This window comes from Enterocloster lavalensis, assembly GCF_046603895.1.
GTDB lineage: Bacteria > Bacillota > Clostridia > Lachnospirales > Lachnospiraceae > Enterocloster > Enterocloster lavalensis.
Genome location: NZ_CP176637.1, coordinates 2,931,931 through 2,954,600, shown reverse-complemented (window position 1 = coordinate 2,954,600; position 22,670 = coordinate 2,931,931). Strand labels below are relative to the sequence as shown.

22 protein-coding genes are annotated in these 22,670 nt (G+C 52.6%); 20 read left to right on the top strand and 2 right to left on the bottom strand.

Going from position 1 to position 22,670, the window contains the following annotated elements:
- Window position 1 precedes the first annotated feature (1 nt).
- The gene (malQ, locus tag ACK2JC_RS13105) at window positions 2-1,504 is read left to right on the top strand and encodes a 4-alpha-glucanotransferase (protein ID WP_320936756.1); all 1,503 of its coding nucleotides are present in this window, start codon (window positions 2-4) and stop codon (window positions 1,502-1,504) included.
- 103 nt (window positions 1,505-1,607) lie between these two features.
- Here the strand turns inward: malQ and ACK2JC_RS13100 are convergent, their stop codons facing one another.
- On the bottom strand, window positions 1,608-2,540 hold the full coding sequence (locus ACK2JC_RS13100) for a LysR family transcriptional regulator (RefSeq protein WP_024737815.1): 933 nt from the start codon (window positions 2,538-2,540) through the stop codon (window positions 1,608-1,610).
- A 215-nt stretch (window positions 2,541-2,755) separates the two neighbouring features.
- On the opposite strand from ACK2JC_RS13100, the gene ACK2JC_RS13095 reads away from it, so the two are divergent.
- The 11 genes from ACK2JC_RS13095 to ACK2JC_RS13045 all read left to right on the top strand — a co-directional run bounded on the left by ACK2JC_RS13095 (window position 2,756) and on the right by ACK2JC_RS13045 (window position 13,599).
- Window positions 2,756-3,832, top strand: a complete 1,077-nt coding sequence (locus ACK2JC_RS13095; RefSeq protein ID WP_320936755.1) for a mandelate racemase/muconate lactonizing enzyme family protein — start codon at window positions 2,756-2,758, stop codon at window positions 3,830-3,832.
- A 19-nt stretch (window positions 3,833-3,851) separates the two neighbouring features.
- Window positions 3,852-5,027 (top strand): mandelate racemase/muconate lactonizing enzyme family protein, encoded by a 1,176-nt coding sequence (locus ACK2JC_RS13090; RefSeq protein ID WP_320936754.1) that lies wholly within the window; start codon window positions 3,852-3,854, stop codon window positions 5,025-5,027.
- A 27-nt stretch (window positions 5,028-5,054) separates the two neighbouring features.
- Window positions 5,055-6,344, top strand: a complete 1,290-nt coding sequence (locus tag ACK2JC_RS13085) for an SLC13 family permease (protein WP_320936753.1) — start codon at window positions 5,055-5,057, stop codon at window positions 6,342-6,344.
- Window positions 6,345-6,369: 25 nt separating this feature from the next.
- A complete protein-coding gene (locus ACK2JC_RS13080; protein WP_368271777.1) occupies window positions 6,370-7,245 on the top strand; it encodes an alpha/beta hydrolase in 876 nt (291 codons plus the stop codon).
- Window positions 7,246-7,545: 300 nt separating this feature from the next.
- On the top strand, window positions 7,546-7,764 hold the full coding sequence (locus ACK2JC_RS13075) for a hypothetical protein (RefSeq protein WP_166434608.1): 219 nt from the start codon (window positions 7,546-7,548) through the stop codon (window positions 7,762-7,764).
- Complete coding sequence (gene ltrA / locus ACK2JC_RS13070; RefSeq protein ID WP_411338489.1) at window positions 7,724-9,115, top strand: group II intron reverse transcriptase/maturase; 1,392 nt, start codon at window positions 7,724-7,726, stop codon at window positions 9,113-9,115. The genes ACK2JC_RS13075 and ltrA (ACK2JC_RS13070) overlap by 41 nt, the downstream gene beginning before the upstream one ends.
- Before the next feature lie 328 nt (window positions 9,116-9,443).
- Window positions 9,444-9,662, top strand: coding sequence for a hypothetical protein (locus tag ACK2JC_RS13065; protein WP_166434608.1), 219 nt, complete (start codon window positions 9,444-9,446; stop codon window positions 9,660-9,662).
- Complete coding sequence (gene ltrA, locus ACK2JC_RS13060; RefSeq protein ID WP_411338496.1) at window positions 9,622-11,013, top strand: group II intron reverse transcriptase/maturase; 1,392 nt, start codon at window positions 9,622-9,624, stop codon at window positions 11,011-11,013. The genes ACK2JC_RS13065 and ltrA (ACK2JC_RS13060) overlap by 41 nt, the downstream gene beginning before the upstream one ends.
- A 239-nt stretch (window positions 11,014-11,252) precedes the next feature.
- Window positions 11,253-11,699, top strand: coding sequence for a DUF2975 domain-containing protein (locus tag ACK2JC_RS13055; protein ID WP_092362991.1), 447 nt, complete (start codon window positions 11,253-11,255; stop codon window positions 11,697-11,699).
- 14 nt (window positions 11,700-11,713) lie between these two features.
- Window positions 11,714-11,944, top strand: coding sequence for a helix-turn-helix domain-containing protein (locus ACK2JC_RS13050; protein WP_024737817.1), 231 nt, complete (start codon window positions 11,714-11,716; stop codon window positions 11,942-11,944).
- On the top strand, window positions 11,941-13,599 hold the full coding sequence (locus ACK2JC_RS13045) for a DUF4153 domain-containing protein (protein ID WP_368272130.1): 1,659 nt from the start codon (window positions 11,941-11,943) through the stop codon (window positions 13,597-13,599). Before ACK2JC_RS13050 ends, ACK2JC_RS13045 begins: the two co-directional genes overlap by 4 nt.
- 71 nt (window positions 13,600-13,670) lie before the next feature.
- Here the strand turns inward: ACK2JC_RS13045 and ACK2JC_RS13040 are convergent, their stop codons facing one another.
- On the bottom strand, window positions 13,671-14,708 hold the full coding sequence (locus ACK2JC_RS13040) for a PD-(D/E)XK nuclease family transposase (protein WP_368272131.1): 1,038 nt from the start codon (window positions 14,706-14,708) through the stop codon (window positions 13,671-13,673).
- Between the two features lie 213 nt (window positions 14,709-14,921).
- On the opposite strand from ACK2JC_RS13040, the gene ACK2JC_RS13035 reads away from it, so the two are divergent.
- The 8 genes from ACK2JC_RS13035 (at window position 14,922) to ACK2JC_RS13000 (ending at window position 22,667) form a co-directional block, all read left to right on the top strand.
- Window positions 14,922-15,182: a helix-turn-helix transcriptional regulator gene (locus ACK2JC_RS13035; RefSeq protein ID WP_092362985.1), complete on the top strand. Its 261-nt coding sequence runs from the start codon at window positions 14,922-14,924 to the stop codon at window positions 15,180-15,182.
- A complete protein-coding gene (gene def, locus ACK2JC_RS13030) occupies window positions 15,157-15,609 on the top strand; it encodes a peptide deformylase (RefSeq protein ID WP_368272132.1) in 453 nt (150 codons plus the stop codon). Before ACK2JC_RS13035 ends, def begins: the two co-directional genes overlap by 26 nt.
- 130 nt (window positions 15,610-15,739) lie before the next feature.
- Entirely contained in the window at window positions 15,740-16,168 is a 429-nt protein-coding gene (locus ACK2JC_RS13025) for a MarR family winged helix-turn-helix transcriptional regulator (RefSeq protein WP_227169753.1), read from the top strand.
- Window positions 16,169-16,515: 347 nt separating this feature from the next.
- Window positions 16,516-17,685, top strand: coding sequence for a M20 family metallopeptidase (locus ACK2JC_RS13020; protein WP_092362979.1), 1,170 nt, complete (start codon window positions 16,516-16,518; stop codon window positions 17,683-17,685).
- A gap of 11 nt (window positions 17,686-17,696) precedes the next feature.
- On the top strand, window positions 17,697-19,115 hold the full coding sequence (locus tag ACK2JC_RS13015) for a TIGR00366 family protein (protein ID WP_320938011.1): 1,419 nt from the start codon (window positions 17,697-17,699) through the stop codon (window positions 19,113-19,115).
- A 36-nt stretch (window positions 19,116-19,151) separates the two neighbouring features.
- The gene (locus ACK2JC_RS13010; RefSeq protein WP_320938010.1) at window positions 19,152-20,333 is read left to right on the top strand and encodes a MalY/PatB family protein; all 1,182 of its coding nucleotides are present in this window, start codon (window positions 19,152-19,154) and stop codon (window positions 20,331-20,333) included.
- An 84-nt stretch (window positions 20,334-20,417) separates the two neighbouring features.
- On the top strand, window positions 20,418-21,353 hold the full coding sequence (locus ACK2JC_RS13005) for a DMT family transporter (protein WP_320938009.1): 936 nt from the start codon (window positions 20,418-20,420) through the stop codon (window positions 21,351-21,353).
- 144 nt (window positions 21,354-21,497) lie between these two features.
- Entirely contained in the window at window positions 21,498-22,667 is a 1,170-nt protein-coding gene (locus ACK2JC_RS13000) for an extracellular solute-binding protein (RefSeq protein ID WP_092362971.1), read from the top strand.
- The last annotated feature ends 3 nt before the right edge of the window (window positions 22,668-22,670 follow it).

Below are 22,670 nucleotides of genomic sequence, written 5' to 3'. Positions count from 1 at the left end.
TATGAGACGAGAGAGCGGGATTTTGCTGTCGGTTGCCAGCCTGCCGTCGCGGTACGGGATCGGCTGTTTTTCAAAAGAGGCCTACGAGTTCGTGGACCAGCTAAAGGCGGCGGGACAGTCCTACTGGCAGATTCTGCCTCTGGGGCCTACCAGTTACGGGGATTCGCCCTACCAGTCCTTTTCCACATTTGCGGGAAATCCATACTATATCAGCCTGGAGGCATTGGTGGACGAGGGGCTTCTGACCAGGGAGGAGTGCGAGGCGGCGGATCTGGGAGCGGATGCCGGGCTGGTGGATTATGAGAAGCTGTATGAGAACCGTTTCCCGTTGCTGCGCAAAGCCTATGAGCGCAGCAAAGCGGGAAAAGACCCGGAGTTTTTGCGGTTTAAGGCGGAAAATGCCTGGTGGCTGGACGACTACGCCCTGTACATGGCGGTGAAGGCGCGGTTTGATCAGACGGCCTGGACGCAGTGGGCGGAGGACATCCGGCTGCGGTGGCAGAACGCGTTGGATTATTACCGGCGTGAGTTGTATTTTGACATTGAGTTTCATCAGTACCTGCAATATTTGTTTATGAACCAGTGGAACAGGCTGAAGGCGTACGCCAACAGCAGGGGAATCCGCATTGTGGGGGATATTCCTATTTACGTGGCCCTGGACAGCGCGGACGCCTGGGCAAGTCCCGAGCTGTTCCAGCTGGATGAAAATAATGTGCCCAAGGCCGTGGCGGGCTGTCCGCCGGATGGATTTTCCGCGACGGGGCAGCTCTGGGGAAATCCTCTTTACCGGTGGGATTACCACCGGCAAACGGGGTATGAGTGGTGGATTAAACGGCTGTCTTACTGCTACCGGCTGTACGATGTGGTGCGCATCGACCATTTCCGGGGATTTGACCAGTATTTCAGTATCCCGGCCGGGGCGGAAAATGCGGTGGGCGGACACTGGGAGCAGGGGCCGGGCATCGATTTGTTCTGCAGGGTGAAGGAAGCGCTGGGGGAAAAGGAGATTATCGCGGAGGATCTGGGTTATGTGACGGACTCGGTGCGCCGCCTGGTGGCGGAGACGGGATATCCGGGTATGAAGGTACTGGAGTTCGCATTTGATTCCCGGGATTCCGGGTGCGCCAGCGATTATCTGCCCCACAATTACCCGGAAAATTGCGTGGCTTATACGGGAACACATGATAATGAGACCATTGCCGGATGGTTTGAATCGATTAAGCCGGAGGAGCAGAAATTGGCCAGGGATTATCTCTGCGACCACTATACGCCGGTGGAGGAGCTGCACCTGCCGTTTATCAGCTTGCTTATGCGAAGCCAGGCCAGGATGTGTATGATTCCGCTGCAGGATTATCTGGGGCTGGGAAATGACTGCCGGATCAACACGCCTTCCACGGTGGGGGAGAACTGGAGATGGAGGTTGGTTCCGGGACAGGTGTCGGAGGCTGTGATAGAGGAGATTGGGATGGTGACGAGGAGGTATGGGAGGTGGAACTGGGAGTAACAAATGTAAGAATATAAGAATACTGCGGGATACAACGCCTGATATGGCGGAGTATCCCGCTTTTTGAATGCAATGGGCCGCCGGCGCAGTTTGCGGGCGATTGTTAGAATGGACACCAGGGCAGGACCTCATTTTTCAGAGTGCGGATCAGATCCTGTATCAGCTTTTGTTTGATATTGCCGCCCTGGTAGATGGCCGTGCATTTTCGGGTTTCCGGCATGTTTTCCAGTAGAAACAAATCGAGCTGGTTAACGCCGGGTTCGTGGCTGAAGTACACGACAGAGCCGGAGAGCAGCTGTACGCCCAGGCCCTTTACGTTTAGCAGCAGGCCCGTGCTGAGATTGTTGATGGAGATTGTGCGGGATGGATGAATCTGGTTATTTTGAAGAATCGTTTCGTAGGTGTCGTAGAGTCCGTTGGATACCTGGGGGATGATGAAGGGCAGGCCGTTCAACTGGTCCGGCTGCACGATATAGGGATTTTTCATATCATGTTTACCGCGAAGGTGGTCGGGTATCAGACCGAATTTGCGGTGGGCGGCGAAAAACAGCGTTTCTTCCATAATCTCCACCATCTCAATGTCCGTGGAAGCGGGAAATACTCCGATGCCCACGTCGAGTTTTTGCTTTTGAAGATCTTCATACATCTGCTGCTCTGTTTCCTGGACGATCTGGACGTTGATATCCGGATGGATGGAGCAGAAGGTTGGCAGAAACAGGGGGAGCCAGTGGTGGCCGCGTACCTGGCCGATTCCCACCAGCAGCGTCTGGGTGGGGTTGGCGATAAAGTGGATCTGGCTGCGCAGCGCTTGTTCCGAGGCATAGATTTTCTTCATTTTTTCAAGATAGTACGCGCCAGCGTCGGTCAGCGTGACGGGGGATTTGCTGCGGTCGAACAGTTTTACGCCCAGTTCATTTTCCAGACGGTTTAAGTAAAGGGTCAGCGTGGGCTGTGAGATATACAGGCGTTTTGCGGCCTGAGTCAGGTTCCGCTCCTCCGCGATGGCAATAATGTAGTTTAATTTTTCATATAACATGCAAATCTACCTTTCACATTTCCTCGTCAATCTGTACAGGTTTCAGTTCCCATTATAAGTACCTTTACACGAAAAGTAAATGACCTTCCCCAGTTCCCATAAAAAAAATTTATGGCATTAAAAACCTTAATATTCTGATGAGGAATCAATATTGGACGGTGCCGGAACCACGTGTTAGCATGGGATTAACAAATTGATAAAGATGGAGGGAACGCATGAAAATAACGGACGTGCGCGTGGAGCGTTACCGGTGGCCTAAGGAAAAGCCCATTGCCAACGGAAAGCATGTATATACGCACAATGAGCTCAATTTATTAATTATCGACACGGATGCGGGCGTGAGCGGGTATGGCTGCAGCTGGGCGATTGAATTTGCGGAGAGCATGGGGAAGGCGATTATCGGCGAAGATCCGCTGAACCATGAGCGGCTTTGGCAGAAGATTTATGTTCCCAAATTTATCGGACGGCGGGGGACCAGCTGTAAGACGGTTTCAGCTATCGATATTGCACTTTGGGACATCAAGGCAAAGGTGGCGGGAATGCCGCTGTACCGGCTGTTAGGCGGATTCCGGGAACGGATTCCCTGCTATGTGGCCGGTGGGTATTATGCTGAGAATAAGGGGATTACACAGCTGCAAAAGGAGATGGAGGAGTATGTAAGCTGGGGCATCCGGGCGGTTAAGATGAAGGTGGGGGCGCTGTCCCTGAAAGAGGACGCCAGACGGGTTCAGGCTGTGCGGCAGGTCCTGGGAGACGATGTGAAGCTGATGCTTGACGCTAACTGCGCATACCGGTTTTTTGAAGCGATCGAGTTCTCGCGGATGGTGGAGGAATACCACCCTTACTGGCTGGAGGAGCCGGTGGATGCCGACGACTACGATGGATACCGGAAGGTGGCGGCCAAGAGCAATATTCCCATTGCCGCGGGGGAAAACGAGGTGACCCGTTTCGGATTCAGGGATCTGATCAACACACAGGCCGTCAGCATTTTAAACCCCGATGCGGCAAGCCTGGGCGGGGTAACGGAGTTTATGAAGATCGCGGGTTACGCGGACGCCAACGGGCTGGTGATGAGCCCCCACGGACAACAGCAGCTGCATGTGCATTTGGACTGTGCGGCTCCGAATGTCAACCTGGCGGAATTTTATCCTCCCCAGTATGACGCCAAGGTGTATGAGGCATTTGTCAACCCCGTGGTTTTCAATAAAGACGGGACAGTCAGCCCCAGCCAGGCTCCCGGAGCGGGTCTGGATATCAACCGGGAACTGTTGGCTCCGTATCGCATCCAGTAAAGGGAAGGGGGGAATGTCTATGAAAATAACAGATGTTCGGGTGATATGCGCAAACCGCAGTGTGTTCTGCCGGATTGAAACGGACGAAGGAATTTCAGGTTTGGGCGAGAGCGGGACCTGGGGATTTCTGGAAGCCTCCGCACGGGCGATTTTGGTAATGAAGGAATATCTGGTGGGGCGGGATCCCCTGAATATCGAGCACCATTGGCAGTATCTTTACCGGTTTTCGCATTTCCGCGGAGCGGCTGTCATGGGAGCGCTGTCCGCTATTGATATCGCGCTCTGGGATCTGGCGGGAAAATACTACCATGTGCCGGTATACCGCCTTCTGGGCGGAAAATGCCGGGAACAGGTCCGTGTTTACAACCACACGGCCGGCCGGACTGAGGAGGAGCTGATTGAGAACGCGAAAAAGGGAGTGGAGGAGGGGTATACGGCCCTGGGCCATTTAAATCCCTATCTGGACGAACCGCGGACTCAGCCCTATGGGGATGGAAATACGGCGATGCTCTACAAGGCGGAGCGCAGAATTGCCAGGATCAGGGAGGCGGTGGGAGAGGAAATCGATCTTTGCCTGGAACTTCACCGGCGTCTGGAGCCTGGACTGGCCGTGCAGCTTAGCGCCCGGCTGGAACCATATAACCCCATGTTTCTGGAGGATCCCATACGGCCGGATAATTTCGACGCTATGGGGGAGGTTGCGCGCAAATGCCGGATTCCCATTGCCACAGGGGAACGCATTCACACGTCCCACGAGTTCGAGATGCTGTTAGCGCGGGAAGCGTGCAGTTATGTGCGCGTTTCCATGGGAGTCTGCGGCGGATTTACCGGCGCCAAAAAGATTGCGGCGGTTGCGGAATCCCACCATGTAAGCCTGGTGCCCCATAATCCGTTGAGCCCGGTGATGACCAACGCGGTGCTGAATTTTGCAGCTGCCACCGACAATGTGGCGATCTGCGAGTATCCGAATCCTTACGCGGCATCCACCGCGGACCACCTGACCGTCAGCGGCGTAAAGCTGCGTCAGTGCGATATGGTGGACCATATTCCTGAAATGAAGAATGGGTATCTGCCTGTGCCGGAGGAAAATGGAATCGGCATTGAATTGGTCCCGGATCTGGAAGAGTGTTTTCCCTTCCGCCCCCATAAAATCCTGACACGGCTGAACCTGGACGGTTCCATCTGTGATCAGTAGAGTTTGTCAATCAGAGGAGGTATACATATGAGTCCCTTAACAATTTGTCTGATTATATTTGCGTTGATGGTCATTGGCTTTTGCAGCGGCAAATACAGTCTGGCTACGATTTCGCTGGTTTCCATGATGGCACTGGTCCTGACCGGATGTATGGACGCCAAGGCTGCGCTGACCTATTTTTCCAACAATAATGTGATTATGATTGCCGGTATGTGCGTTGTGGCGGCCGGATTTAACCGCACGCAATTTTGTACCAATGTAGCCAACGGCATTTCCAGGGTTTCAAAGGGCAGTCTGAACAAAATGATGTTTGGATATGTTTTGATCGGTATGCTGCTGAGCCAGTTTATCCAAAGCCCGATTGTGGCCATGGGAATTGTGACACCAATGCTGCTGGCATCGGCTGAGAGCATGGGGCTTAAATCCAGCAAGGTAGTATTTCCGCTGGGAGTGGCCACGGTGGTGACCTGCTGTACCCTTCCGGTGGGAGCGGGAGCTACGGTTGCCGCTGAGTTAAACGGCTATCTGGAGAGTTACGGTTATCTGGATCATATGGTAGGAATTCTGGACCCCATGGTCGGGCGTCTGCCGTTGTTGGTGATCTGTGTGATCTACTGTTCGTTCTTTGCTACGAAATTCGCGCCGGACGAGCCCATTGTGAAATCCATCACGGAAGTGAAACAGGGCGCCGGGCGGGTAGCCTTGAAGCCGTTTCAGGAGTATGCGGGTATCTTCATCTTTTTTGCCGATGCCGTGGCTCTGATGTGCGCCAAACAGATCGGTATGCAGAACTGGGAAATCACAGTGATCGGCGCGCTGGCAATGGTTTTGTGCGGCGTTCTAAAGCCGAGGGAGGCCACGGCGTCTATGCCCGTGAGTATGCTGCTGCTGATTGTGGGAGCGTTGGCCATGTCGGGGGCGTTAAGCTCTACCGGCGCAGGAGATTTGATTGGCGGACACATTGCGGGGATTGTGGATTCCGTAAATGGAAATTCCTATATCATAGGTTTTATCTTCTTTATCATTCCGTTTGTCATGACGCAGGTGATGCAGAATCGTGGAACGATGTTGATTTTCCATCCTATAGCCATTGCGACCTGTGCGTCTATTGGGGCGAATCCGGTGGGATTAATGATCCTGATCCAGGCGGCGTGTCTGTCTGCGTTCATGACTCCGATGGCCACGGCTGCGATTCCGTATATGATGGAGTGCGGAGGTTATGACCAGAGATCCATGTTTAAACAGTCCTGGTTGTTTGCAATTATCTGTTGCGTTGTCTCGGTGGGATGGATTATGACGGTGTTCCCACTGGGGTAATGTGGTTTGTGGAGAGGAAAAGGGTATGATGACAGAGGAACAGCGCGCTGCGTTCAGGGAAATGATTGGCCGGGGGAAGATGGGGGAGGTGACGGAGCTGGAATTGGATCGTTACCCGGCAAAAGAGGCGGAAATCAGGATTGAAACATCTCTGGGAAGTACGGCGGTTTATGTTTATGAAAACTGTGATTTTTCGACGGAGCGTCCGTTGGTTATCAATTTCCACGGAGGTGGGTTTGTTAAGGGGAGAAACCGCCGGGACGAACTGTTTTGCCGGAAAATGGCGAATCTGCTGGGAGCGGTTGTGGTGGATCTTGACTACCATCTGGCTCCGGAGTATCCGTATCCCGCTGCTGTGGAAGAATCCTGGGAAGTGGTTCGATGGTGTTGGGAACAGAGGGAAAGGCTGGGATTTGATCCTGGGAAGATTGTATTGATCGGGCACAGCGCGGGAGGAAATCTGGCGGCGGGAGTCGGCATGCGGCTGGGAGAATCGGGATTGTTTCGCCCTGCCTGTCTGGTTTTGGATTATCCGCCGATGGATCTGGCCACGGACCCGGCGGAAAAGGAGCGAACCAGCTGTGATATGACCGTAGAGCGTGTACGGGAATATAACCGGCAATATATCCCGCCGGAGCGCAGCAGAGAACCCTACGCCAGTCCGGTGTACGCGCCGGAGCGTATGCTCGCAGGGCTGCCGGATACGCTGGTAATTTCAGCCGGTGAGGACAGCTTGTGTGTGGAGGATGAGGAGTTTGCATTGAGGCTGGCTCGCAGCGGCGTTACGGTGACGCTGAGACGGTTTACCGACAGCCTTCACGGATTTGTCATCAACCGCAGGTGTGAGTGGGAGGCGGCAGAGGCGCTGATTGTAAGGTTTATAAAACAACATGTGAGTTAGAGGCGAGAAAGCGCCGTTCCGGGAGGGGCGGCGCTTTTGGGGGTGCGCCCGGCGGCGCACGTTTCTAACCGGTGCAAGTCCGGAATCCGCCCGGTAGTGGGAAGGATATAGCCGAAGGCAAGGGTGTCCATCGTGAGGTGGAATCTGAAGGAAGCCGGATATGGGGAACATACTAACCCATGGGCAAATCTCTGGTCTGACGAACAGAAATCACATCAGGCTATGCATGAGGGTAAGACTGCCCCACAAGTTGAAGCCCAATAACTACACGGAATCATGTATGGTAAATGTGGCAGATAGATGGAGAGAAAGAAACGTGTGGTACCCGGGGAGGTCTGTACGATATGTCCTGAAAGGGATAACCATCATCGTGAGATAATGCTGAACGTACAGAAGTCAGCCGAGGTCATAGTAGCCGAGAGGCGAAGGACCGAATCAATAGGAGTCCTTAGTACAACCGGGAAAGGAGGAAAGAACATTGGGTGCAGAAAACAGAGAAAGCTGCTTGCAAAGAGATAGCGCGGAACGTGAAGGGTATGTGAGAGCGCACCGTTCTTTCCGTCGGATATGGAAAGAATGGGACAGTGCACAACCGGAGCTCTTAGAGAAGATACTGGATAAGGACAACCTGAACAGAGCGTTCAAAAGAGTAAAGGCAAACAAGGGTGCGCCGGGAATCGACGGAATGACCGTGGAGGAAGCCGGAGCATACCTTCGGGAGAACCAGAAAGAGCTTATCGGGAGAATCAAAAGGGGGAAATATACTCCCGACCCGGTAAGACGAGTGGAAATCCCAAAGCCAGACGGTGGAATACGAAAGCTTGGTATTCCAACCGTCAAAGACCGTATTTTCCAGCAAGCCATAACACAACAGCTCATGCCGGTCTATGAGCCGTCATTCTCGGAAAACAGCTATGGTTATCGACCGGGGAGAAGCGCAAAAGACGCCATTCTGAAAGTGAAGGAGTATGCAGAACAGGGATATACCCATGCAGTGACATTAGACCTGTCGAAATACTTTGATACACTTAACCACGAAATGCTCCTGAATATCTTGCGAAGGAATATAAAGGACGAAAGGGTAATCCAGTGGATTAAGAGATACTTAAAGAGTGGTGTCATGGAAAACGGTATAGTCATGGAAACAGAAGAAGGATCGCCGCAGGGCGGAAACATCTCGCCACTGTTGGCAAATATCTATCTGAACGAGTTCGACCAGGAGTTTGAGAAGCGGGGAGTGGCATTTGTACGCTATGCAGACGATATTGTGCTGTTAGCTAAAAGTGAGAGAGCCGCAAAGAGATTACTGGAATCCAGCACGAAATATCTGGAGAAAACACTGAAACTGAAAGTGAATCAAAAGAAAAGTCGTGTGGTAAGTGTGTTTGCAATCCGAAATTTTAAGTTTCTTGGCTTCACATTGGGAAAGAACGGGAAGGGCATATATGTCCGGGTTCATGGGAAGTCATGGAAGAAGATGAAGACAAAACTGAAAGAGCTCAGTTCCCGAAGGTCTTGTCAGAGTATACGTCCTTCATTGGAAAAGATAAAAGTATTCATGCGTGGATGGCTGAATTATTATGGGATTGCGGATATGAAGAACAGGATAGACGAACTAAACTCATGGCTGTATCACCGTATTCGAATGTGCATATGGAAACAATGGAAGTTACCCAAAACAAGGAAAAGAAACCTTATAAAACTCGGGATACCTGAATATTTTGCACATCAGGCGGCAAACAGCCGCAGGAAATACTGGTATGTAACGGGAATGGGAGCGGTCAACAGAGCATTAACACAAGAAAGACTGATAAACAGTGGCTTTTATGATTTAGCTACTGCCTATCAGTCCGTGCACGTCAACTATTGAAACCGCCGTGTACCGAACGGTACGCACGGTGGTGTGAGAGGACGGGAGTTAATCACTCCCTCCTACTCGATTGCGCCCGGCGGCGCACGTTTCTAACCGGTGCAAGTCCGGAATCCGCCCGGTAGTGGGAAGGATATAGCCGAAGGCAAGGGTGTCCATCGTGAGGTGGAATCTGAAGGAAGCCGGATATGGGGAACATACTAACCCATGGGCAAATCTCTGGTCTGACGAACAGAAATCACATCAGGCTATGCATGAGGGTAAGACTGCCCCACAAGTTGAAGCCCAATAACTACACGGAATCATGTATGGTAAATGTGGCAGATAGATGGAGAGAAAGAAACGTGTGGTACCCGGGGAGGTCTGTACGATATGTCCTGAAAGGGATAACCATCATCGTGAGATAATGCTGAACGTACAGAAGTCAGCCGAGGTCATAGTAGCCGAGAGGCGAAGGACCGAATCAATAGGAGTCCTTAGTACAACCGGGAAAGGAGGAAAGAACATTGGGTGCAGAAAACAGAGAAAGCTGCTTGCAAAGAGATAGCGCGGAACGTGAAGGGTATGTGAGAGCGCACCGTTCTTTCCGTCGGATATGGAAAGAATGGGACAGTGCACAACCGGAGCTCTTAGAGAAGATACTGGATAAGGACAACCTGAACAGAGCGTTCAAAAGAGTAAAGGCAAACAAGGGTGCGCCGGGAATCGACGGAATGACCGTGGAGGAAGCCGGAGCATACCTTCGGGAGAACCAGAAAGAGCTTATCGGGAGAATCAAAAGGGGGAAATATACTCCCGACCCGGTAAGACGAGTGGAAATCCCAAAGCCAGACGGTGGAATACGAAAGCTTGGTATTCCAACCGTCAAAGACCGTATTTTCCAGCAAGCCATAACACAACAGCTCATGCCGGTCTATGAGCCGTCATTCTCGGAAAACAGCTATGGTTATCGACCGGGGAGAAGCGCAAAAGACGCCATTCTGAAAGTGAAGGAGTATGCAGAACAGGGATATACCCATGCAGTGACATTAGACCTGTCGAAATACTTTGATACACTTAACCACGAAATGCTCCTGAATATCTTGCGAAGGAATATAAAGGACGAAAGGGTAATCCAGTGGATTAAGAGATACTTAAAGAGTGGTGTCATGGAAAACGGTATAGTCATGGAAACAGAAGAAGGATCGCCGCAGGGCGGAAACATCTCGCCACTGTTGGCAAATATCTATCTGAACGAGTTCGACCAGGAGTTTGAGAAGCGGGGAGTGGCATTTGTACGCTATGCAGACGATATTGTGCTGTTAGCTAAAAGTGAGAGAGCCGCAAAGAGATTACTGGAATCCAGCACGAAATATCTGGAGAAAACACTGAAACTGAAAGTGAATCAAAAGAAAAGTCGTGTGGTAAGTGTGTTTGCAATCCGAAATTTTAAGTTTCTTGGCTTCACATTGGGAAAGAACGGGAAGGGCATATATGTCCGGGTTCATGGGAAGTCATGGAAGAAGATGAGGACAAAACTGAAAGAGCTCAGTTCCCGAAGGTCTTGTCAGAGTATACGTCCTTCATTGGAAAAGATAAAAGTATTCATGCGTGGATGGCTGAATTATTATGGGATTGCGGATATGAAGAACAGGATAGACGAACTAAACTCATGGCTGTATCACCGTATTCGAATGTGCATATGGAAACAATGGAAGTTACCCAAAACAAGGAAAAGAAACCTTATAAAACTCGGGATACCTGAATATTTTGCACATCAGGCGGCAAACAGCCGCAGGAAATACTGGTATGTAACGGGAATGGGATCGGTCAACAGAGCATTAACACAAGAAAGACTGATAAACAGTGGCTTTTATGATTTAGCTACTGCCTATCAGTCCGTGCACGTCAACTATTGAAACCGCCGTGTACCGAACGGTACGCACGGTGGTGTGAGAGGACGGGAGTTAATCACTCCCTCCTACTCGATTATAATGGCATAAATTTGAATATTTTATTAAGAATTATCATATAACAATATTAATTTATTGATTTTCGATAAATAGATATTGAAAAAAGATAAGGGTTGTGCTATATTCCAGATAAAGGAACCGCTGGGATAAAGAGGCGGATGATGTGTGGAAAGGCGGAGTGAGGGATGAATATGCGGTTGGTTCGCTTTACGAAATGGCTGTTGGATGTGATGTTTGTGGTGGGAATTGGGATTACGGTGGGGATTCCCATGATTTTTTATGTGATCGGAGGGTATATTGAAGCGTTTCGGAAGTATTACCTGATCCAGTGCGTGCTCTATATGCTTTCAGGCGTGCTGGCGCTGCTGATTGTGGCGGAGCTGCGGAAAATGTTCGCCACGGTGTTAAAGGACCAGGCTTTTGTGTGGGAGAACGCGGCTTCCCTAAAACGGATGGGAAAGTGCAGCTTTCTAATCGCGCTGCTCTCGGTGGTGCGTCTGCCGCTGGCGCCGACTCCGGCCACGGCGGTGGTGATTATTGTGTTCTCCATTGCCGGACTCTTCTGCTTTGTGCTCTGCCAGGTGTTCGAGAAGGCAATCCAGTACAAGGAAGAAAATGATCTGACCATATAGAGAGGACGGGAGAAATGGGAATAATTGTAAATCTTGATGTGATGATGGCGAAACGGAAGAAGGGCCTCACGGAGCTTTCACAGGAAGTGGACATCACCATGGCAAACCTGTCCATTTTGAAGAATAATAAGGCAAAAGCCGTGCGGTTTTCCACGTTGGAGGCGATTTGCGAAGCGCTGGACTGCCAGCCGGGCGATATTCTGTGCTATGTTAAGGACGACGGGAAAGGAGATGAGGCAGAATGAGTGATCTGTATTGTGGAGCGGAAGTCACGGGGGAGCCGGTTGAAAACGAGGAGCCGGGGGCGGCGGAAACAGCAGGTATGCCGGAATTAACGGATGTGCCGGGAGAATCGGGGATGCCCCAAAACGTCTCTCAAAACACCGGTTGGAAGGCCACCAGCGAGGAAATGCGGCGTGAGGAGCGCCAGAGGAAGCGCCTGGCGATTGTGGAGGCGGACTTTGGGTTTATCGGGATGCTCTGCCTGGCGTTTGGTCTGATCGGGACATTTTTTCTGTACAAAAATCCCAGCGGCATCACATTTCCACTGTTTGTGGTCATGGTTTACGGATTCAGCTGGATGATTCTGCGCAGGAGGGGGATCCACATGAAGCGCGGTTCCTGGTTTTTGATCGGGGTATCGCTGTTGATCGGCATTTCCACCTGTATGACCGCAGATACCACGATCCACGGTCTCAACAAGCTGGCGCTGTTTCTGTTGCTCTGCGTGTTTGTGCTGCACCAGCGCTACCGGGACGGCCAGTGGAATATTGGAAAGTATATGACCGCGATTGTGCTTTTTCTCTGCCGGGCCCTGGGATTTCTGGGCTGCCCCTTCCGACACGGAACCCGGTTCCTCAAATCCATCCACAACCGGAAATACAAAAATGTGGTATGGGTTCTTGCCGGAATCTGCGCGGCTGTGCCAGTTGTGATTATTCTGTCCATTTTGCTGGCCACAGCGGACCGGGTGTTTGAATCCGTACTGAGTAAGGGAATTTCGGAATTTTTGAATCCCTTTACCGTAATCCCCATTGTATTCCAGATTTTCTTTGGAATTATTTCCATGTATTGTCTGATCTGCTCCGCCTGGGCAGGGGAGATCACGGAGGAGGTAAAGGACAAACGGAACGCGGAGCCGCTGATTGCCGTCGCCTTTATGGCGTTCATTGGGGCGATTTATCTGTTGTTTTGCGGAATTCAGGTGGTGTATCTCTTTATGGGCAGGGGACAGCTCCCCGACGGGCTGACCTATGCGGAGTACGCCAGACAGGGATTTTTCCAGCTGTTGTTTGTGGCGGTTCTTAATCTGGTGATGGTTCTGATGTGCCTGAAATATTTCCGGCGGAGCGCGGTTTTAAATGGTGTGCTTCTGGTGATCAGCCTGTGTACCTATGTGATGGTCGCCTCGGCGTTTTACCGCATGGTGCTTTATGTGCAGCAGTATCACCTGACCTATCTGCGCCTTCTGGTGCTGTGGTTTCTGCCTATGCTGGCTGTATTGATGGCTGGGGTGGTGGCGCTGATCTTTAGGAACCGGTTCCCGCTGTTCTGGCATTGCCTGGCGGTGATTTCGGTGTTCTATCTGGCTCTGGCCTGGATGAAGCCGGATTATCAGATCGCCCGGTATAACCTGGCGGCTGCCGGTGAGGGCGCGGTGATCACGGACGTGTACCAGAGTGATTATTACAGCCGTGACGGAGTGGATTATCTGACCCGGCTGTCCGCGGACGCGGCCCCGGCGGTTGCGGAGTTGATGGGGGAGTCGGACGGGAAACAGAGACTGCTGGAAAAATATGTATTTGATTATGAGAAAAACTGCGGCTGGGGAGTTGAGATTCGGAGGTATAATGTTTCTTTTGCGAAGGCCCTGGAGATTTTAGATCAAAGCAGACGGTAAAAATTGTGAAGTGCGGACCCCTTTTGGAATCCGCACTTTTTCTGGTTTGCAGCCCGAAGGCGTATATTTGATTATTCTTTCTGAGCCAGGAGTTCCTGCAAGCGTTCAATTTCTTCCTTATGTCTGCGATTTTCCTCCTGCAGCGCCTCAATCTGCGCCTGCTGCACTTCGATCATGTACTGTGTTGTGTTTGCGTCCAGAATTCTAAGTGCCTCTGAAAACATACTTACCAACTCCTTCTTGTGATAGCGGAAATGAAATACCTCGCGGTACAGTTCCTGAAATTCCGGGTATGTCTCGATTACCTCGCGGATATCCCGGGGCTGATCGGACGCGATAAACATGAGCCACGCATCTAACTTACTACTTATATTGTGATGGTTTTTCCGGAAAATGTCAAGCGGGATCAACAGGTATTCCTGCAGCAAATCCAGCTCCAGGCCGGTGTTGAACGTCTGCCTGGAATAGTGAAGGTATTGGTCCGGAAACCGGTGAAATTCAGAGGGGCTTTGTTGAATCAGTACGATGGTATAGACGCGTTTGATGTCCTGGTAGGAGAAGCGTTGGCCGGACTGCCGTTTGTTTTCGCGCACCTGGGAATACTGCCGCATGATCAGATCGCTGGAATAACAGGCGCAGCGGGCGCCGGGAAACAGATAGCCCACCCGCTGGATTTCCACATTAACCAAAGCGCCAGACGCTAGGCGGACCAGAATATCCATGACCAGCAGGGAACTTTCCTCCGTCAGACGTTTGGATTCATTGGGAATCACCTGGAGAATCCGCACCGTTTCCTTCAGGCAGAGGCTTAGGAATTCTTCCAGACGCTCCGGCTTAAGTTCCGGGTCAAAGACAAATTTAAACATGGGATCATAGGTGATGCGCATCCCGCGCACTCCCATGCAGAAGCTCACAAATTCCTCCTTCAGCTCCCATGAAAGCTTGTCGAACAAAGTAAAGAGCGTTTCGTCGGTTTTTAATTCCGCCAGAACCTCCTCCCTGGTGCTGCGCGGCCCGAATACATCCGGAAACCGCTCCATCCAGCGAACCGCCTCCATCTGTGCCGGATTCCGGTTAATTGACATTTCCTGCGTGTGAGTGAATTTCATAGACATTTTCCTCCTGGATATGAAATTAGATGAACTAGAATGTTTGCAGAAGAACTCTGCAAAGAAATGTTAAAAGATTCTAACATATTTAATAACGGCTTTCAACGGTTTTTTCGTCGCTCTCCACTGGGTAAAATGTAAGGTTGACTTTACTTTCCTCGTGATTTATACTGATTGTAATGTTAACCTTACAGAGGGAGGGAAAATCAGATCATGAAGAACCGCATCAAAGAGCTGCGGGAGCGGCGGGGCATGACCCAGGAACAGCTGGGAGAGATGGTGGGGACGTCCAGACAGGCGATCAATGCCATTGAGACGGAAAAGTTTGAGCCGTCCATCTGGTTGGCCTACGACATTTCCAGAGTGTTCGGCTGCTCCATCGAGGAGGTATTTTTGTTCGGGGAGAGCGCGCGCAAATCCAGGTCTGAGAGCAGCAGGAGGGAAAATAATGGTGGTCAGAAGCATACGGACTGAGGGGGACGAGGCGCTGAGGAAGCGCTGCAAGGAAGTGAAAACAGTGGATGAGCGCGTCCGCGCTCTGTTGGACGATATGATGGATACCCTGCACGCCACGGACGGGGCCGCGGCCCTGGCCGCAAACCAGGTGGGAATTCTGAAACGTCTGGTGGTGATCGATTATTGCGGGTATGTGCTGAAGCTGGTAAACCCGGTGATTGTGGGGCGGGACGGCGTCCAGGAGTGCCTGGAGGGGTGTTTGAGCTTTCCCGGGCGCATCGCCAAAACCATCCGCCCCCAGAGCGTGACCGTGCAGGCGTTGGATGAGAATGGGGAAGAACTTCTGCTCACCGGCGAGGGCGAAATGGCCAAATGCTTCTGCCACGAGCTGGAGCATTTGGACGGGGAGGTATTTTTGGACAAGGCGGTGGAGGTGCATTCTTGACAAACCCTTATATTTCATGTAATCTTAACAGGAATACCAGATACAGGGGTGAAGAGCAGAGATGACGGCTGAAGAAAGATTTTCATTATTTTGTGAACTGATCGATTCGTTTGACCGGGGGTGTAAGTTTGTGAACGACTATAACTCCCTGTTGCACGATTACAATGGAGTGGTCATGTACCAGGCGGAATCTCAGTTTATCCATAAGATTGGGCAGGAACCGGGGATCACCATCACGGAGCTGGCGGTCTATTTTGACAAGACCCGAAGCGCCTGCTCGCAGCTGATGCGGCGGATGAAGGACAAGGGCTGGCTGATCCAGACCAGAAACAGCGACAACAACCGGGAGTACAATCTGCACCTCACCGAGGAGGGGCAGAAGATCTACAATTACCACCTTAAATTCGAGGAGGCCTGTTACAGGCGCTCGGCCCGGATGTTGGACGAGTTCTCGGAGGAGGAGCTGGAGACCTATATCCGGATTCAGAAGAAGCTCAACGAATCCTTCAAACTGGATGTGGAGGAGAGTAAGATGCTGCAGGTCAACAGCAGCAAGTGATTGACCGGACAATTTGATCAGGGATCAGGCGGCAGGGCCGTCCCACTGCAAAGGCAGCGGGGCGGCTTGAATTTTATCCCGCTTATATTTTGCACCTCTGAAAAAGAGGGAATGTTCCGGCTGGACCCCGCGAATTGAGCAGGGACGTTCCTTGAATAAAAAGTAAATATTACCACATAAAATATATTAAAAGACTCTATGATGGTTAATAATGTTAAGTCAATGCAAAATTTTAAAAGATATATTGACAGATTAAACAATAAGTGATATTCTGTTTACATCAGTTAAGTAGCTTAAACATTAAGCTTATTATCAATTAAGCAGATTTCTTAACAGGAGGCACAAACATGGATGTAAAGAAATTGTACGACGACTATGAGGCTTACATCATTGAGATGAGAAGATGGTTTCACAGGCACCCGGAACTCTCTCTGAAGGAACAGAATACTTCCCGCAAGATTCAGGAGGAGCTTCAGGGCATGGGGATTCCCTTTGAGGTGCTGGCTCCCAACTGCGGGGTAGCCGCCACCATCAAGGGCGGAAAGGAAGGGAAGACCATCGCGCTCCGCGCTGACATCGACGCGCTTCCTGTGAAAGAAGAGACGGGGCTGGAATTTACCTCTGAGAACGAGGGCGTGATGCACGCCTGCGGCCACGACGCCCACATCGCCATGATGCTGGGAGCGGCCAAGGTGCTGAACGAGGTGAAGGAGGAGCTGGCGGGCACTGTGATCTGCGTGTTCCAGGTGGCGGAGGAGACGGGCTTCGGCTACAAGGAAGTGCTGGACTATTTCGACTCCATCGGCGGCGTGGACAGCGTGATCGGACTTCATATCTGGAGCACGCTTCCGGAGGGAGAGATCCTGCTGATTCCCAATTCCGTATTTGCGGGCGGCGTGGGATACGACCTGACGGTGAAGGGCGAGGGCGGCCACGGCGGAAGGCCGGATCTGGTGAAGGATCCCATCAAGGCGGCCTGCGAGATGGTTTTAAAGTTCGCGTCCATTCCCAGCAATTTCTACGATGTGCTGGATCACTCCGTGGTCAACGTGGGGCGCATCGAGGCCGGAACCATCGGCAATGTGTTCCCTTCGGAGGCGAAGCTCTACGGCGGCTTCCGCTGGTATAAGCCCGGCGGGGATAAAGTGATTCTGGAGAAGATGCACCAGATTGCCAGGGGCGTCTGCGCCATGTACGGGGTGGATTACGAGCTGGTGATCAACGGAGGCGTTCCGCCGGTGAGCAACAACGCAGAGTTGATCAGCCGGGCGAAGGGCCTGGTGAAGGATGTGGACGGCCTTGAGCTGGCGAAGCAGACGGATCCCATCTGTGCGGGCGATAATTTCGGGTATATTCTGGAGAAGTATAAGGGTTTTTACGGGGTGCTTGGCGCTGAAAAGGCGGGAGACACGGTTTATCCCCAGCACCACTGCAAGTTCGATCTGGATGAGAAGGCGTTCCGCAAGGGTTCCGAGTTTATGGCGAGGTTTGCCATTGATTTTTTAAATGCTGAATAGGGGGAAAAAAGATGAGTACAGGGGAAAAGGCGAAGAAAGGTTTTAAGATGCCCCATCTGTTTTGGATTATGATGGGACTGCTGCTGTTTGCATGTCTGTTGACCTACATAATCCCGGCAGGCGAGTTTGCCGTGGATGAGAACGGAAAGATTCTGGGCGACCAGTTTTCCTACCTGGGGCACCAGAATCCGGTGGCTCCCTGGCGGATGTTCATGTTGATTCTTCAGGGCCTTGGCGATTCCGGCCTGGTGATCTGGACGGTTCTCACCTCCGGCGCGATGACAGCGGTGGTCATGGCTACAGGCGCCATCGACGAGCTGCTCAACTGGGCTATTTACAAGTTAAAGGATAAGAGCGAAAATATTCTGATTACGATCATGTTCGTGCTGATGGTTTATCTGGGCGGCTTCGGCGGCACGGACGCCCTGATCGCGGTGGTGCCCATCGGCGTGATCTTTACAAAGAAACTGAAGCTGGATCCCATCTGCGCCATCGGCGTTTCCAGCTACGCCACGCTGCTGGGATTCGGAACCGGACCTACCAAGCAGTTTATCACCCAGCTGATGATGGGCGTGCCGGTGTACGGCGCTTTCTTCACTATGTTTATCAGCATGAATTTCTTTATGCTTTTGGGACTGTTCCTGCTGCTGCGCTATGTGAAAAAGATCCGCAAGGATCCCACCAAGTCCCTGATGTGGAGCGAGGGCTGGAACCCCGCCAACATGAAGGTGACCGCCGAGGAGGAGGCGAAGCTGAGCCAGGGAACCAAACTTTCCGGCAGAACCATCGCCATCCTGGTCCTGTTCCTGGGCCAGTACGGAATTCTGGTGGCTTACCCGCTTTTAGGCGGAGACGGGAATTATCTCCAGCATTTGATGACGGCGCTGGCGCTGTTTGTAGCCATTGTCTGCGGCTTTATCGGCGGATTCTCCTTTGACAAGGTGGGCGACGAGTTTGTAAAGGGCCTGCAGGGGTTGGTATTCGTAGGTTTTGTAATCGGTCTTGCCAAGGTGATGTCCCTGGTGCTGGCCGAGGGTATGGTGATCCACACCATGGTTTATGTGCTGACGAGGCCGCTGATGGATTTAAGCCGCGCGGTATCCAGTATTGGAATGACCGCTATCATCTGTGTGGTCAACCTGCTGATCCCCTCCGCTACCTCCAAGGCCGCGATCCTGGTACCGATCTTAAAACCCATCGCGGAGACCTTAAATATGGATTTAAACGTTGCGGTGCAGGCCTTCCAGTACGGCGACGGATTCACCAACATGGTTTCCCCGTTCCTGGGCTGGACCGTTGGCTCCTGCGTGATGGCGGGCGTGCCGTTCCCGAAGTGGTTTAAATGGGTTTTCCCGAAAGTAATTGCGTTTATCCTGATTTCGTTTGTTATAATGTATGTGTTGACAGAGAGCGGCTGGACCGCATTCTAAAATATGGAGATTTTGTAGAAAAGAGGTTGAATGATTATGAAGTACAATTTTGACGAGGTTGTGGACCGGAAGGGCACTTACTCCTGCAAACTGGACCAGATGCCCGAGGGCGCGCCGTCGGATGCGCTGTCCGTGTGGGTTGCGGATATGGATTTTGCCTGCGCCGAGCCCATTATCAGGGCGCTGCACGAGCGCATTGACCGGAAGATTTTCGGATACACCATCTACGACAACGAGGACTTAAAACATGCCGTGACCGGCTGGTTCAGGCGCAGATACGGCTGGGAAGTGGCTAAAGAGGACGTATTTTTCAGCCCCGGCGTGGTGCCGGCCCTGGCGTTCCTGCTTCAGGCCCTGACAAGCGAGGGGGACGGGATCATTATCCAGAGACCGGTGTATTATCCCTTTACCAACAAAATCAATGGAAATAACAGGAAAATCTTCAACAGTTCCCTGATCTATGAGAATGGCGACTACCGCATGGATTATAAGGACCTGGAGAAAAAGTTCGCCGACGAGGCGGTCAAGGGTATGATTCTCTGCAGCCCCCACAACCCGGTTGGACGGGTGTGGACCGTGGAGGAACTGGGACGTCTGGTGGAGATCGCGAAAAAGTATGGAAAATGGATTATCTCCGATGAAATCCACATGGATCTGACCCGCAAGGGCGTGGTCCACACGCCGCTGTTAAAGGTGGCTCCCGAGTACGCCGATCACATCGTGGTCTGCACGGCTCCCTCCAAGACCTTCAACCTGGCGGGTATGCAGCTGTCCAATATTGTGATCCCCAACAAGGAGTGGCAGAAGAAGTGGCTGGGTGTGATCGACGACGCGTTTTCCGTCAGCATGGCCAATCCCTTCGGCATCGCCGCCACCATCGCCGCCTACAACGAGGGCGAGGAGTGGCTGGACCAGCTGCGGGATTACCTGGATGAGAACATCCGCTTTGTCAAGGAGTTCGTCAAGGAGCAGCTGCCCAAGGCCAGCGTGACCGCGGTGGAGGGCACCTACCTGATCTGGCTGGATTTGAACGGATATGAGAGCGATCCTAAGAAGCTGGAGAAGCTGATGCAGGAGACCGCCAGAATCGCCTTTGACGAGGGGTACATTTTCGGCGAGGAAGGAAATGGATTTGAGCGGATCAACGCAGCTATGCCCAAGCGTTGTGTGGAGGACTGCATGAACCGGATCAAGAAGGCGTTAGACACGCTGAACTAGTTGACACAACGATGTTTTATGGTACATAATGGTAGGGGGCTGTCAACCGGCGGCCCCCTTAACGCATCGAAAAAGGAGAGAAGGATGGGAGCAGGGGAGAACATGAAAAGCAGGAAAAAAGCCGCAGCCGCGGCCATTGCGGGAAATGTCATATTCGGGTTGAGTTTTATGTTTTCCAGGGTGGTGCTTTTGACTGTGGACACATTTGTCATGCTGGCGCTGCGGTTTTCCATCGCGTTTCTGGCCATGAATGTGCTGGTATGCGCCCGGGTGGTGAAGGTGGACTTGAAAAAGGATCTGAGACCTCTTCTGGCCCTGGGGCTTTTTCAGCCGGTGTTGTATTTTACCTTTGAAAGCCTGGGGATCAAGCTGACCAACTCGGTGATCTCCGGCTCTATGATCGCCACGGTGCCGGTGGCGGGGATGCTGCTGGGGGCGGTGTTCCTGAAGGAACGTTTTACAGTCAGACAGCTGCTGTTCGGGCTGATGTCTCTGGCGGGGGCGGTGCTGATCGCCATGTCCGGGGAAGGGGGCGGCGCCAGCCTGGCAGGCATTCTGGTGCTGGTCTGCGCGGTAATCACCGGCTCGGGATTCAGCCTGCTCAGCAGACGCTGCGCGGACCGCTACACGGCGTTTGAACGGACCTATGTGATGTTCGGCCTGGGAATGGCGGTGTTCGTGACCGCGGCTCTGGTCACGGAGGGCGGGAATCTGGCCGCCCAGGCGGGCAAAGCGCTGGGAGATATCAGGATTCTGGGCGCGCTGCTGTATCTGGGGATCATCTCTTCCGTGGCGGCGTTCTGTATGTTAAATTACTCGGTCAACGATCTGACCGTGGCCCAGGCCACGTCCTACACGAATTTGGCGACCGTGGTGTCCATGGTGGCCGGAGCCATTTTCCTGGCCGAGCCGGTGGGGCCGGCGCACCTGGCCGGGTGCGCGTTGATCCTGGTGGGCGTGTACTGCTCCAACCGGGAAGGGATCAGGGTTCGTCTGCTTCAAAAACAATCGGTGAAGTGAAAGAAAGGCGGGATGGGCCGCTCCGGAGAGATTCGGGGCGGCTTTTTACCGTTTTTTTACAAACAAATTACAGAACTGTGATGTTACCAAAAGCGAACCAGTGCTAAGCTGAAACAAACGAAGAGAGAGTGAGGAGCGTAAGTTATGAAAAAAATCTTGGCACTGGGACTTTGCATCTGTATGACGGCGGCGGTGAGCGCCTGTGGGAGCGGCCAGGGACAGACGGCCGCAGGAACGGTACCGGCGCAAGCTGCGGTGGAAAAAACCGCGGAAGGCAGCGGCGGGGAGACCGGGACTTCGGATGGAAACACGGAGGGAGCAGGAGCCGCAGGGGAAACCGGGGCGGGGGACAGCCGCTCCGCGGAAATGGATGCACCGGTCCAGACGGAGCCGTTGCTGGTATATCTGAATGATTTCGACGGTGTGATCGGGGACCTGTTCAAAGAGGCAACCGGATACGATGTGGAAGTGGTGGCCGGAAACGGTGCGGAGACCATGTCCAGAATTGAGGCGGAGAAGAGCAATCCCCAGTGGGATGTGGTATGGATTGATTCCATGTATGATGTGTACAATTTGTCCGGGGATGGGAGTCTGCTGACCGGCTGGGAGCCGGAAAACGCGGCGAACCTGACGGAGTTTTCCAAAGGGCTGGTGCCGGACAATAAGTGCTGCTGGCCAACGGACATCCATGCGGCGGGCGTGCTGGTGTACCGGACGGACAAGTACGACCAGTCCTCTGCCCCCAGAACCTTTGCGGACCTGACGGATGAGGCCTATGCAGGGCAGGTGGGCATGGCCGATCCCGGAGTGGCGGCCCCGGCCTATCCTCTGGCCGCCTATTTCTTCGACCGTCTGGGAATGGACGGAGGGAAAGCGTATTTTAACCAGCTGTTTAGCCAGGGGCTGAAGGTATATCCCAAAAATCCCCAGGTAGTCCAGGCCCTTGCCAGCGGCGAGGTGTCCATTGCGCTGCTGCAGGAGACCAACGCCTACGATATGGTGGCCGGAGGGGAACCGATCCAGATATTATGGCCGGAGGAGGGCGCGCCCGGCTCCACCAGAGTTGCCGCTATAAACGCCGGTTCCGACCAGATGGAGATTGCCAAGCTGTTTGTGAATTTCCTGCTGGATCCGGCGACTCAGCAGAAGCTGGTAGACACCGGGGACGAGGGATATTTTGAACCCTCCGTAAACGGCGTAAACCGGAAGGCAGAGCGGGATGAGAACGCCAAAATGGCGGTGGCGGACATCGAGTGGGGCGCAAAGAACGAGGCCGAGATCAAGGCTTGGTTCGCCGATATGTCCGCGCAGTAGAGA

Coding starts and splice junctions, on each gene's coding strand:
- ACK2JC_RS13005 (WP_320938009.1), top strand. CDS start 20,418: ATGGGAGCAGGGGAGAACATGAAAAGCAGGAAAAAAGCCGCAGCCGCG.
- ACK2JC_RS13040 (WP_368272131.1), bottom strand. CDS start 14,708: ATGAAATTCACTCACACGCAGGAAATGTCAATTAACCGGAATCCGGCA.
- ACK2JC_RS13065 (WP_166434608.1), top strand. CDS start 9,444: ATGGAGAGAAAGAAACGTGTGGTACCCGGGGAGGTCTGTACGATATGT.
- ACK2JC_RS13045 (WP_368272130.1), top strand. CDS start 11,941: ATGAGTGATCTGTATTGTGGAGCGGAAGTCACGGGGGAGCCGGTTGAA.
- ACK2JC_RS13090 (WP_320936754.1), top strand. CDS start 3,852: ATGAAAATAACAGATGTTCGGGTGATATGCGCAAACCGCAGTGTGTTC.
- ACK2JC_RS13100 (WP_024737815.1), bottom strand. CDS start 2,540: ATGTTATATGAAAAATTAAACTACATTATTGCCATCGCGGAGGAGCGG.
- ACK2JC_RS13015 (WP_320938011.1), top strand. CDS start 17,697: ATGAGTACAGGGGAAAAGGCGAAGAAAGGTTTTAAGATGCCCCATCTG.
- ACK2JC_RS13055 (WP_092362991.1), top strand. CDS start 11,253: ATGAATATGCGGTTGGTTCGCTTTACGAAATGGCTGTTGGATGTGATG.
- ACK2JC_RS13075 (WP_166434608.1), top strand. CDS start 7,546: ATGGAGAGAAAGAAACGTGTGGTACCCGGGGAGGTCTGTACGATATGT.
- ACK2JC_RS13085 (WP_320936753.1), top strand. CDS start 5,055: ATGAGTCCCTTAACAATTTGTCTGATTATATTTGCGTTGATGGTCATT.
- ACK2JC_RS13000 (WP_092362971.1), top strand. CDS start 21,498: ATGAAAAAAATCTTGGCACTGGGACTTTGCATCTGTATGACGGCGGCG.
- ACK2JC_RS13020 (WP_092362979.1), top strand. CDS start 16,516: ATGGATGTAAAGAAATTGTACGACGACTATGAGGCTTACATCATTGAG.
- ACK2JC_RS13035 (WP_092362985.1), top strand. CDS start 14,922: ATGAAGAACCGCATCAAAGAGCTGCGGGAGCGGCGGGGCATGACCCAG.
- ACK2JC_RS13010 (WP_320938010.1), top strand. CDS start 19,152: ATGAAGTACAATTTTGACGAGGTTGTGGACCGGAAGGGCACTTACTCC.
- ACK2JC_RS13080 (WP_368271777.1), top strand. CDS start 6,370: ATGATGACAGAGGAACAGCGCGCTGCGTTCAGGGAAATGATTGGCCGG.
- malQ (WP_320936756.1), top strand. CDS start 2: ATGAGACGAGAGAGCGGGATTTTGCTGTCGGTTGCCAGCCTGCCGTCG.
- ACK2JC_RS13095 (WP_320936755.1), top strand. CDS start 2,756: ATGAAAATAACGGACGTGCGCGTGGAGCGTTACCGGTGGCCTAAGGAA.
- def (WP_368272132.1), top strand. CDS start 15,157: ATGGTGGTCAGAAGCATACGGACTGAGGGGGACGAGGCGCTGAGGAAG.
- ACK2JC_RS13050 (WP_024737817.1), top strand. CDS start 11,714: ATGGGAATAATTGTAAATCTTGATGTGATGATGGCGAAACGGAAGAAG.